Origin of the sequence: Pseudomonas sp. DC1.2, assembly GCF_034351645.1 — a bacterium.
Taxonomy (GTDB): Bacteria; Pseudomonadota; Gammaproteobacteria; order Pseudomonadales; family Pseudomonadaceae; genus Aquipseudomonas.
In genome coordinates, this window is record NZ_CP133782.1 from 2,661,908 (window position 1) to 2,673,884 (window position 11,977).

General features: G+C 59.5%; 10 protein-coding genes. 4 read left to right on the top strand and 6 right to left on the bottom strand.

Annotation, left to right across the window (positions count from 1 at the left end; all coding sequences use genetic code 11):
- The first annotated feature begins 148 nt into the window (after positions 1–148).
- Entirely contained in the window at positions 149–1,492 is a 1,344-nt protein-coding gene (gene pssA, locus RHM68_RS12145) for a CDP-diacylglycerol--serine O-phosphatidyltransferase (RefSeq protein WP_322223256.1), read from the top strand.
- Between the two features lie 87 nt (positions 1,493–1,579).
- Here pssA and efeO (RHM68_RS12150) read toward each other — a convergent pair whose 3' ends face one another.
- The 6 genes from efeO (RHM68_RS12150) to RHM68_RS12175 all read right to left on the bottom strand — a co-directional run bounded on the left by efeO (RHM68_RS12150) (position 1,580) and on the right by RHM68_RS12175 (position 8,180).
- Positions 1,580–2,404: an iron uptake system protein EfeO gene (efeO, locus tag RHM68_RS12150; protein ID WP_322223258.1), complete on the bottom strand. Its 825-nt coding sequence runs from the start codon at positions 2,402–2,404 to the stop codon at positions 1,580–1,582.
- 23 nt (positions 2,405–2,427) lie between these two features.
- Positions 2,428–3,738 carry an iron uptake transporter deferrochelatase/peroxidase subunit gene (gene efeB, locus RHM68_RS12155; protein ID WP_322223261.1) on the bottom strand — a complete coding sequence of 437 codons (1,311 nt, stop codon included), beginning with the start codon at positions 3,736–3,738 and terminating at the stop codon, positions 2,428–2,430.
- Positions 3,739–3,756: 18 nt separating this feature from the next.
- On the bottom strand, positions 3,757–4,956 hold the full coding sequence (gene efeO / locus RHM68_RS12160) for an iron uptake system protein EfeO (protein WP_322223263.1): 1,200 nt from the start codon (positions 4,954–4,956) through the stop codon (positions 3,757–3,759).
- 8 nt (positions 4,957–4,964) lie between these two features.
- A complete protein-coding gene (gene efeU, locus RHM68_RS12165) occupies positions 4,965–5,816 on the bottom strand; it encodes an iron uptake transporter permease EfeU (RefSeq protein WP_322223265.1) in 852 nt (283 codons plus the stop codon).
- Between the two features lie 124 nt (positions 5,817–5,940).
- Entirely contained in the window at positions 5,941–6,948 is a 1,008-nt protein-coding gene (locus tag RHM68_RS12170; RefSeq protein ID WP_322223267.1) for a DUF3829 domain-containing protein, read from the bottom strand.
- Positions 6,945–8,180, bottom strand: a complete 1,236-nt coding sequence (locus tag RHM68_RS12175; RefSeq protein ID WP_322223269.1) for a J domain-containing protein — start codon at positions 8,178–8,180, stop codon at positions 6,945–6,947. The genes RHM68_RS12170 and RHM68_RS12175 overlap by 4 nt, the downstream gene beginning before the upstream one ends.
- Before the next feature lie 154 nt (positions 8,181–8,334).
- On the opposite strand from RHM68_RS12175, the gene RHM68_RS12180 reads away from it, so the two are divergent.
- The 3 genes from RHM68_RS12180 to RHM68_RS12190 all read left to right on the top strand — a co-directional run bounded on the left by RHM68_RS12180 (position 8,335) and on the right by RHM68_RS12190 (position 11,977).
- Entirely contained in the window at positions 8,335–9,351 is a 1,017-nt protein-coding gene (locus RHM68_RS12180) for an AraC family transcriptional regulator (protein ID WP_322223271.1), read from the top strand.
- Positions 9,352–9,534: 183 nt separating this feature from the next.
- Positions 9,535–11,199, top strand: coding sequence for an AMP-binding protein (locus RHM68_RS12185; RefSeq protein WP_322223273.1), 1,665 nt, complete (start codon positions 9,535–9,537; stop codon positions 11,197–11,199).
- Between the two features lie 16 nt (positions 11,200–11,215).
- Positions 11,216–11,977 (top strand): SDR family NAD(P)-dependent oxidoreductase, encoded by a 762-nt coding sequence (locus tag RHM68_RS12190; RefSeq protein WP_322223276.1) that lies wholly within the window; start codon positions 11,216–11,218, stop codon positions 11,975–11,977.

The window sequence follows — 11,977 nt, forward strand, 5'->3', positions numbered from 1 at the left end:
TTGCAGGCAAGCCCGCTTTTACAAGGGCGCGCATTTCAAGTGTGTGAGCGACCCTGCTCGCGCAAGATCATTACAGACCGTAACAAGACCCAACCCCATCCATGGTGTAAGCTCTCGGGTTCTTCGGATTCGACCCATTGCGAGCCCTATGCCGTCGCTTTTCAAACGCTCTCTGCTGCCCAAACTGCGCAGTTTTCCGCTGACCGCCGATGCCGTCACTGTCCTGTCCGGTGCCGCTGAGTACCGTTGCTGCCTGCTGGAGCAAATCGCCCAGGCGACACGCCGCATCTACATCGTCGCGTTGTACCTGCAACAGGACGAGGCCGGCCAGGAAATCCTTGACGCCTTGCACGCCGCCAAGCTGGCGCGCCCCGAACTGGACGTGGTGGTGGTCGTGGACTGGCTACGGGCACAGCGTGGTTTGATCGGTGCCGGCAAGCAGCCGGGCAATGCCGCCTGGTATCAGGAAATGACGCGCATTCATGACAGCGTTGTGCCGGTGTACGGGGTGCCGGTACAGACACGTGAGCTGTTCGGCGTGCTGCATTTGAAAGGGTTTGTGATCGACGATTGCGTGATTTACAGCGGTGCGAGCCTGAACAACGTTTACCTGCACAAATTCGACAAGTACCGCTACGACCGTTACCACGTGCTGCACAACGGCGCGCTCGCCGACTCCATGCAGCAGTTGATTCAGCACGGTCTGATCGCGTCAAAAGCAGTGCATCGTCTCGATCTGCCGACTCTGCCGACCACCCGCAGTCTGCGTAACGACATCGGCGACCTGCGCAGCCGCCTCAAGCACGCCGCCTATGACACCACGGCGGGTACCACGGTCAAGACTGACCTCAGCGTCAGCCCGTTGCTGGGGTTGGGCAAGAACAACTCACTGAGTCGGGTGATCTGCGAATTGATCGCCACCGCCCAGCATCAGCTGACTATTTGCACGCCTTATTTCAACCTGCCGCTGGCGGTGACCCGTGAGGTCAATCGGGCGCTGGCGCGTGGGGTGAAGATCGATATTATTGTCGGCGACAAGACTGCCAACGACTTCTATATCCCACCGAACGAGCCCTTCAAAGTCATCGCTGCGTTGCCGTATCTATACGAGATCAGCCTGCGCCGTTTCGCCAAGCGTCATCAGCGCGATATCGACAATGGCCTGCTCAACCTGCACCTGTGGCGTGACGGTGATAACACTTATCACCTCAAGGGTATGTGGGTCGACCTGCGCTATACCTTGCTGACCGGCAATAACCTTAATCCACGGGCGTTCCGTCTCGATCTGGAAAATGCGCTGCTGATTGATGATCCGAAAGGCGAACTGCTAGCACCGCGCCGGAGCGAGTTGGCGCAGATTTTCCAGCACACGCATCGTATCGAGCGATATCAGGATCTGGAAACCTTGCTGGAATACCCGGCAGCGGTGGCCAAGTTTCTCAAGCGCGTCAGTCGAGTGCGAATCGAGCGATTGCTCTATCGCATGCTGTGATGTTTAACACGGCCTGACCGCTGTGTTGTTGGTAGAAACCCCTTCGCGAGCAGGCTCGCGAAGGGAACAGCCTGGAGGCTACAACACTCAGTTAAGGCCGAGTTTGCCACGCAGCGTCGACAAGTCTTCAGCCAAGGTGTTAACCGGGCCAACCAGCGCCTTACGGTCAGCATCTTTCACTTTGTCATACGTCTCGAAACCGCCGTCCTTGGTTTTGTACTTGGCCAGGATCTTGTTCACCGCTGCAAAATTCTTGTCGACTTTGGCGATGAAGACCTTGTCCTGTTTCTCCAGTTGCGGACGGAACAGGTCAACGATTTTCTTCGCCCCGTCGATGTTGCCCTGGAAGTCATAAAGGTCGGTGTGGCTGTAGCGGTCTTCTTCACCGGAAATCTTGGTAGCAGCGACTTCTTCGAGCAGCGCAGCGGCACCGCCAACGACTTTCTCTGGCGGGAAGGTCAGGCCGGCAACGCGGGTTTGCAGGTCTTTAACGTCCTTGTTCAGGCCATCGGCCAGTTCACTCAGGCCATCGGTACTTTTTTCCGAAAACAGCGAGTATTCGAGGCGGTGGAAGCCGGTGAAGTCTTCAGCTTTCACCCCTTTTTCGTGGTCATTGACGCGCGAGTCGATGGACGCATCGAGGTCGCTGAACAGCTCGGCGATCGGCTCGATCGACTCGTAGTAGACGCGGGTCGGCGCGTAGAGCTTTTGCGCACTCGCCAAGTCACCTTTCTTCACGGCGTCGGTGAACTGCTGAGTGTGGCTGGCCAGTTCGTCCAGTTGTTCAGTGACGTAAATCTTGTAGTCCGAGACGGGCCCCACGAGGTCCATCGGCGCTGTCGCAGCGAAAGCCGACAGCGGGGTGTTGAGCAAGCCAAGGGTCAGCAGTAAGGCGAGTGGCGACTTCTTCATGGGACGGTTCCGTGTGGGGGTATTTAGGCGGTTGTTTTGGGTTGACGAGTGGGTTGTGTCGCTGTCAGCAACGAGCGACCGATGAAGTCCTTGTCGCCTGTCACGCCTGGCAACGTGAAGAAGTACCCGCCGCCCACCGGCTTGAGGTATTCCTCCAATGGTTCGCCGTTGAGTCGGGTTTGTACGGTGATGAAGCCTTTTTGCAGGTCGGCTTGATAGCAGATGAACAACAAGCCCATCTCCAGCTGACCGTTCTTGCTCACGCCGTTGGAGTAGTTGAACGGGCGACGCAGGATCAGGTTGGCCTGGGTCGCGGCGGTGCGCGGGTTGGCCAAGCGGATGTGTGCATCGAGTTTGGTCAGCTTGCCTTCCGGGTCTTTGGTGTAATCCGGAACCTGTGATTCATGCTCGCCGCCCATGGGGGCGCCGGTGCTCTTGACCCGTCCAAGGATGCTTTGCTGTTCTTGCAGCGGTGTGCGGTCCCAGCGTTCGACCAGGTTGCGGATGATGCGCACCGCTTGGTAGCTGCCGTTGACGGCCCAGGCGGGCTCATCACTGCCAGGTTGAACCCAGACGATGCTGTTCATGGCCTTGGCATCGTTGGAATCAGGGTTGGCCGAGCCATCGCGAAAACCCAGGAAATTGCGTGCGCTCTGCGCCGGGACACCCGGTTTGGCCGGTGCCTGCGGCGGCACGCTACCTTCCTGTTTCCAGCGCACCAAGAGCAGGTCCGGGAGGTTTTTGACGATGTCGCGCAGGGCGTGGATGTTGGTGTCGGTGGTGTTGGAGCAGAACTGCAAACTGAGGTCGCCGTGGCAGCAATCGGCTTGCAGCGCATCATTGGGAAAACCGACCATGCGGATCAGTCGCTTGGGCTTGGCATCGGCCAGGCCAAAGCGCTCATCAAACAGCGACTCGCCCACGGACACGGTGATGGTCAGGTTGTCGGGGGTGACCACCGGGCCGAGGATTCCCGAATCCACCGGGGGCAGTTTTGGGTCGACTTGAGTCACCGCGCCGCCCTTCATCAGGAATGCGATGCGCTCGTTGAGGGTGCGGAACAACCGTTCCAGGTCCTCACGGTCGCTGGCCAGGACATCGAAAGACACCAGCATGCCAGACGCGGGGCGCGGGGTGACGATGCCGGTCTGATGCACGCCATGGAAGTCGTGGCGGTCTTCGGTCTTGTCGCTGCTCGGTGCTTCGGTCACTTGCGCGGTGCTCGCGGCCATGGCCGGGCAGCTCAATGCGGTGCCGGCCAGCGCGACGCCGGCAGCGCCCATGCCCATCAAGACGCGGCGACGTTGGGCGGAAAACTGTTCTGAATCGTTCATGTAAAAGTCGTCTTCTGCTTAAAGGCCGGACAGGCCAAGGGCGGGATCGATTCCATCGAGTGCATCGGCCAAGCCTTTGGCCTTGTCAGCGATTTGTTTGCGTTGCTCGGCATTTAGGGTGTCGTAGCTCGCATAGCCATCCTTGACCTTGAACGTGTTGAGTTCGGTATCGAGGGTGGCGAGTGCGTTATCGATGTTGGGCAGCAGTTCGGCGGCGGATTTGGTCAGTAGCGGTCGCATCAGATCGACGACTTTGCGCGCCACGTCGAGGTTGGCGGCGAAGCCGTTGAGGTCGGTGTGGCTGTAGCGTTCCTCTTCGCCGCTGCTGGCGCGTACTTGAGCGATGCTGTTGAGGTTGCGCACCACAATGCTTACCAGTTGCTCGGGAGGAAGCGCTTGGGCCAACAACTGTTGCTTGAGGCGGGTGATGTCAGTGACCAGGCGCTGGGCAGCCGGTGTCAGGCCATCAAGGCTGCGTTGCTGGAACAGTGCGTATTCGAGGCGATGAAAGCCCACGAACGCTGGATCTTGCTCGCGTTTTTCGAAGTAATCGGCGCGGGCGTTGATCGCGTTATCGAGTTCCGACAGGCGTTGTGCGGCCGGGGCGATTCGTTGATAGGCGGCGCGTGCCGGCACATACAACGCTTGAGCCTGACTCAAGTCGCCGGCTGCGATGGCCTGTTCAAGGGCCGTGACCGCTTTGATCAGCGCACTGCTTTGGCTGCTCAGGTAGACACGAAATTCCGACAGCGGCCCGATGAACGCGACCATCGACGGTTTTGCCTTGGCGGCGGCATCGGAGGCTGCGGTCGGGGTCACATGCAAGGTGCCACGTGGGTTGCTCAGCAATCCACAGGTGATCGCGTAGTCACCGGGGGCCAAGTTGGCGTTGATCACCTGACTCAAGCCGGGGGCGATATTTTCCCGCTCTTCGAGCACCAGCACACCGTCGAGAATTTCCCATTCCACGGCCCGGTCGGAACGGTTGACGATGCGAAAACTCGCATGGCCGGCCGGAACGGTGAGGGCATTCGGCTCACAGTTGTGAGGGTGAATGGTCACCACCACTTCGTCATGGTTGGTTTGACGCTTGGCGGCGGCCATTTTCGAGGCGGTGTAGAACAGGCCACCGGCGGCAATCATCACGATCACCGAGCCGGCCACCGCCCAGCGCAGGGCGCGGGGAGGCGAGGCCACGGGAGGAGTTGGCGTTGACATGAAAGCCCTTACTGGCTGGAAACGGAAGAAGGTTGCTTGGCGCGAGCGGGCGTTGGAGCCGGCGATGGCAGAAAAAACATCACCAGCGCCACCGCCAGGTAAATCAGGTAAGCGCCGAGGGTGCTGACGGTGGGCGCGTCTTGATAACCGAACATGCCCGCCAGGACCGAGCCGAGCGGGCCGTCCATTGGCAGGGTGGCGCTGAAGTCGAAGAGCACGGTTTGCAGGTGATTCCACACGCCGGCTTCATGCAGCGCTTGCACCGAATTGGAGAGAATGCCGGCGGCGACCACCAGGATGAACAGGCCGGTCCAGCGGAAGAATGCGCCGAGGTTCAGACGCATGCTGCCGGTGTAGATCAGGAAACCGATGATGATTGCCAGGATCAGCCCAAGCAGGGCGCCCATCGGTGCGGCGGGGCCTTCGCTTTGCTGGAACACCGCGAGCAGGAAGAACACTGTTTCCAGGCCTTCACGGGCCACGGCGAAAAACACCATGGCAATCAACGCGGTGACTTGGTGTTTGGAACCGGTCAGGGCAAGGTCGAGCGAGGCGTGCAAGGAATGCTTGATCGAACGCGCCACTTTGCGCATCCAGAATACCATGGAACTGAGAATGCCGACGGCGACTAAACCGACGACGCCTTCGAACAGCTCTTGCTGTTTCTGCGGGAATTCGGCGCTCATCAACTCCAGACCACCGCCAACCAGCAGGGCGAGGGCTGCGGCAAGGAACACGCCAATCCACACCGCAGGCATCCATTGGCCACGGCCGGTTTGTTTGAGGTAGCTGGCGATAATGCCAACGATCAGTGCGGCTTCAATGCCTTCGCGCAGCATGATCAGAAAGGGAACGAGCATTCAGCACCGTGTCGTCGTTAAAGAGGATGCTAATTTGTAACATAATGACACTCATTCGCAAACGATAAATATTGACACCTAGCTGAACAATTGCTGAACGGCGTGTAATGTCGCGTCCTTCAGTCTAGAAAACCGTGTCCGCCCATCGGTTGTATTCGCCTATCAATTGATCGTAGCCAAGGGTCATCGTGTCGAAATCCTCACTCAACCGATGCGGCGGGGCGTGCTGATTCCAGTCGTCGATCAGGGTTTGCATGGTGTGCATCCAGGCCTGGGTCAGCGGATCGACGTGTCGCCACATTTGACGAACGTTGTAAGTGGAGCGCGTAGAGGGGTTTGCCGCCAAATAGTTGCGTGTTTGCTCCAACTGCAACCTTAGGCTTTCGTGGGTGGCCGCAAGCGTCGACGGGGTCAGCGTTTGGCGATCGGCGCTGTCCTTGATGGCTGTCAGTGCGTCCCGCACCCCAAGCAGGGCATTTAGCACATACCAGTGAGCGTCCTTACCCAAACGTTGCTCCAGTTGTGCTAACTGAGTTGTTCGCAGTTCCCGGTCCTTTTGCTCAATGACCGGACGCAGCGTGTTGGAGGCCTCGATCAATCGCTCGGCCGCCGGCAGGAAGCCATCCATCGCATTGCGCGGCTTCAGATTGGTTGCAATCAACAGCTGGCTTTCAAAGTCGAGTCGGCCTATTTGCTGGCGCATGCCGCGTAACGCCTCGGCATAGTCAAGCGCTGAGCGCTCCTGATCTGGCAGAGCGTCATGCAAGGCCAGTTGCGCCTTTGACTGTGGCATGCAGGGCGCCAAGCGGCGGGTATGGCCATCACTGTCGCGCGACGCTTCATCGCCATAACGGGGATTGAATAAATCGGGGTATCGACGTTGCAGCTCCAGCAACGATGCTGCTGATTTTGTTTCATGAGCCTGATACGCCTCAAAGCCTCGACGCCAAGGCCCGTCTACCTGATTCACGCACTGGATCAGCACGCTCAGGCTACGACTTTGCTCCAGCGCCGCTGTCGATTGACCGCGTAGACGGGTCTGCAAGGGCACCCATGCGTCCAGCGGCTGAAGAAACGGTGTGAGGCCCACCGCAACAATCCCGAGGATGATCAGTTGGGTTCTGGTCTTCATCGCGCAACCGCCTGAGTGTTCGGGTACCACTGCGCCTTGGTTTCAGGCAGGTGACAGCGTTCCAAAGGATTGGAACGGCCTCTGCACAGCCGCTCGGGAAACGCTTGCAAGCCTTGATTTCTGCCGACCAATTGACCGTTGAAGTAGATCGCCGGGACCAGCATGGCGAGACTGATCACCAGTACCAGACCGATGGATTTCATGTTGTCCAGCTGCACGTAGCTGATCAGGCCCGGACCGAAACGTTCCTTCAGCGCACGCCACAGGGTGGGCATGGCCGATGGCACCTGCCCGTACAACCTTGGGTATTGATGATGCAGGGTTTCACTCAGACGCTCGCAAGCGGTCCAGTCGTCCTTTAGAAAATAACGGGTAAATTGGCGACGTTGTTCGTCCGACATCGGCGTCAGCAGTAACCGCGCCGCGCGACTGCTTGGCGTCTGGTGTGCCTGCCGCGCCAAACGTTGCTGATCTTCGAGAAAGACCTGCGCCAGGTGGCGTTCTTGCAGTGCTGACCAGTAAGGTTGGGTGCGGCGTTGCTCTAACGTACCGTCATCCTTCCAGCCCTGAAGCTTGCAGACAGTGTTGAACACCTCGCAGGACCAGTAATCACTGTTCAGCAGGACCGTGGCTAGCATCAGATTGAAATGCTCGCGGCGCTCCAGCGATTGCATCCAAGACGCCAGGCTCAGGACATAGACATGCTGGCAGAAATGCGCGTCGTTCCCCGCACGCAGCTGTTCTGCAAGCGATCGCTGTGTTCGAGCGAGCAATGCGTTTAATAACGGTTGGAGGGCGTCTCTCGCCAAGTCGGGACGCTGCCAGGGCGTCAGCCAGTCAAACTGCTCAAGCGCCCAATCGGTAAACGCTTCGGCCTGAGGTGTTGCCTCAAGGCAGCGTTCGAGCAGTTGGTCTTCGAACGCCGTTGCATCGCCTGAATTGCGCGCCTCAACCCATGCGTTCTCCAGACCCGCTAGCGTCATGCCTTCCAGCCACTGGGGGGCGCGCCGCGATGCACGTGTGACGTTGGGCTCGACCGCGAGCGGCGCCAATGGCGCCAGACGACTAGCGTCCATCGCCTGCTCGTAAGCTTCACGCAGACGTTGAAAACCCTGAGGATCGTCGTCCGGTCGGTTATGTTTGAGCCGTTGTGCGTAATGGCGTTTGATACTGCGTGAATCGGCACCTGGCTCAAGCCCGAGTATTTCCCAACAACTCATAGCGACCGTCATAAAGCGTGCAGTTCCCTATCCTGGCCAAGTGTCCTGGCTCAACCTATCGGCCGGCGAAGCGTGTTATTGAGCGGCAAAGTGTACAAGACTGGCTTTTTATCCTGCGCTGCCTAAGATGGCCGGCAGATCAATCTGTGGCGCCGAGAGTCGTTTAATGTCGGATAAAGACACCATTTCCATGCAACTGGTGCGTGAGGCGCTGCTGCAAAGTTGCGCGCCCGGTGCGGCCACCGAAGAGGTGTTGCATAAGGTCGGCATCGATCCTCGATTGCTGGCAACCACCGACGCCCGAGTTCCCGCCACCGCTTACGCACGGTTGTGGCGCTTGCTGGCGCGACGTACTGACGATGAGTTCTTCGGCATGGACCCGCGCCAGCTCAAATCGGGCAGTCTGGAATTTCTCTGCCGTTGCGCCATGGTCCAGCCGACTCTGGCGGCCGGCCTGACGTCGGGCCTGGGCTTTCTGTCGCTGATGCTCGAACACTTGCCTGCGCAGTTGGTGCGCCAGCAAAGCCTGGCCGAAATCGTCTTGCTGGAAGACGACCAGACGCCGCGTCGCGCCTTTACCTATTTCACCTACTGGATGATCGTCCACGGTGTCGCCTGTTGGCTGGCGGGGCGGCGCATTCCGATTCTGGCCATCGAGCTGCGTTGCCCCGCAGCGGATTTCTGCGACGACTACCACGTAATGTTTTCCGAAAACCTGCGTTTCGACCGCCCACGCACGCGGATGATTTTCGCCGCCGATTGCCTGAATCTGCCGATCAAGCGCAGCCCCGAAGAACTCAAGCGCTTCCTGGCCCATGCGCCGGCCAACATTCTGGTCAAGTACCGTGATCCGGAGAGCCTGGCCAGTCGGCTCAAACACGAGTTGCGGCAACTGCCGGCCGAACAGTGGCCAGAAACCGAAACCCTGGCGCAGCAACTGTGCATGTCCGCCTCGACCCTGCGCCGCCGTCTGGCCGAAGAAGGGCAGACGTGGCAAGGGCTCAAGGACAGCGTGCGCAAGGAACTGGCGATCGTCTGGCTGGCGGATCCTTCGATCAGCTTTGCCGACATTGCGGCGCGCTTGGGCTTTGCCGATGCCAGTTCTTTTTACAAGGCGTTTCGAAAATGGTCGGGGTCCAATCCCGGGCATTACCGCAGTCTGATTCTTAACGAAGCCAGCTAAACGCCGGTCATTTGCTCACGCGGCATGGCTGAGGGGAGGGCGCTCTGCGTCCGCTGTTGGCTCTTGGCCAAACCAGTCAACCAACTTGATAGCTTTGACCATTGCCGCACCCTGCGCGCGGAGCGAGTATTTCCCTGTTATTAAAGGTTCCCCATCTAATAAAAAAACAGAGGGATGGTGCTCATGCGCGATTACGTGTCTGCCACGTCACAGTTCAATTTCCAGCACACCGTCGAAGCCACGCTGAGCGGGTCGTTGACCGCACTCAACGCCTGCGTTGAATGTTGTGACCGGCACGCCTTGCCGGGGCGCATCGCGTTGTTCTGGGAGGGCCGCGACGGCGCCAGCGCGACGTACACCTTCAGCGACTTGCAAGACAAGGCTGCGCGGTTCGCCAATTTCCTGCTGGCTCAAGGCGTGAAAAAGGGGGACAAGGTCGCGGGTCTCTTGCCACGCAATATCGAATTGTTGATCACCGTGTTCGCCACGTGGCGCATCGGCGCGGTCTATCAGCCGCTGTTCACGGCCTTCGGCCCCAAAGCCCTCGAACATCGCTTAAGCAGCTCCGGCGCTGTGGTGGTCGTGACCGATGCGGTCAATCGCGCCAAACTCGCTGACGTCGCCAATTGCCCGACCCTCGTCACCGTTGCCGGCCCTAAAGGGCAGGGGATTGTGCGTGGCGATTACAGCTTTTGGGCTGAACTGGCCCATTACTCCCCCGTGTGCGAGCCGCTGCTACTGACCGGTGAAGACCCGTTCCTGCTGATGTTTACCTCAGGCACCACCGGCCCGGCGAAAGCCCTTTCAGTGCCGCTCAAAGCGCTTGTCGCCTTCCAGAGCTACACCCGAGACGCTGTGGACCTGCGCCCTGAAGATGCGTTCTGGAACATCGCCGATCCGGGTTGGGCTTATGGCATCTACTTTGGTGTGACCGGGCCGATGTCGATGGGGCACCCGATCACGTTCTACGATGGCCCGTTCACCCTCGAAAGTACCTGCCGGATAATCAACAAATATTCGATCACCAACCTCACCGGTTCGCCGACCGCATACCGCTTGCTGATTGCCGGTGGCGACGAATTCGCACGCTCGATCAAGGGCAAACTGCGCATCGTCAGCAGCGCCGGTGAACCGCTGAATCCTGAGGTGATTCGCTGGTTTGCGGACAACCTGAACGTCGTCATCCATGACCATTACGGTCAGACCGAACTGGGCATGGTGCTGTGCAATCACCATGGCCTGGAGCACCCGGTCCACTTGGGCGCTGCCGGTTTCGCTTCACCGGGTCATCGCATCGTGGTGCTGGACGACAACTGCAACGAACTCTCGGTCGGTCAGCCAGGGATTCTCGCCATCGATCGCAGCCAGTCGCCCATGTGCTGGTTCAGCGGTTACGAGGGCGCGCCGACCAACGCGTTCGTCGGCCGCTATTACTTGAGCGGCGATACCGTGGAGTGGAACCCGGACGGAAGCATCAGCTTTGTCGGCCGCAGCGATGACGTGATCACCACATCAGGCTATCGGGTCGGTCCGTTTGACGTTGAAAGCGCGCTGATCGAGCACCCCGCAGTGGTCGAAGCCGCTGTGGTCGGCAAACCTGATCCGCAGCGTACCGAATTGGTCAAAGCCTTCGTGGTGCTCAGCCCGCAGTACCGCGCCGAGCCGGCATTGGCCGAAGCGTTGCGCCAACACGTGCGCATGCGTCTGGCCGCGCACTCATACCCCCGCGAAATCGAATTTGTCAGCGAATTGCCGAAAACCCCAAGCGGCAAATTGCAGCGCTTTATCTTGCGCAACCAGGAAATCGCCAAGGCTCAAGAGGCCGCCGCGAAGAACGTTTCAGCTTGAACCCAAGGAAACCATGATGCAGATCGAACACAAGACTTTTCTCGTTACCGGCGGTGCGTCCGGCCTCGGTGCTGCGACCGCTGAAATGCTGGTGGCGGCCGGTGCCAACGTGATGCTGGTGGACATGAATGCCGACGCTGTGACGGCTCAGGCGCTGCGATTGGGCGCGCACAGTGTCGTGGCCGACATCAGCAACGAAGCGGCGGCCGAAGCAGCGGTCCAGGCAACCGTCAAAGCGTTCGGCGGCCTCAATGGCTTGATCAACTGCGCGGGCATCGTCCGTGGCGAGAAAATCCTCGGCAAGAACGGTCCCCATGCATTGGCCAGCTTCAGTCAGGTGATCAACGTCAACCTGATCGGCAGCTTCAATATGTTGCGCCTGGCGGCGGCGGCGATTGCCGAAACCCAAGCCAATGAAGACGGCGAGCGAGGCGTCATTATCAACACCGCCTCGGTCGCGGCCTTCGACGGGCAGATTGGCCAGGCCGCGTATGCCGCCTCCAAAGGCGCCATCGCCGCCCTGACCTTGCCCGCCGCCCGTGAATTGGCGCGATTCGGCATCCGCGTGATGACCATTGCCCCCGGTATTTTTGAAACCCCGATGATGGCCGGCATGACCCCGCAAGTCCGCGAGTCGCTGGCCGCGGGCGTACCGTTTCCGCCCCGTCTGGGTAAACCGGGCGAGTACGCCGCACTGGTCAGGCATATCATCGAAAACAGCATGCTCAACGGCGAGGTGATCCGTCTCGACGGCGCCTTGCGTATGGCCGCCCAGTAA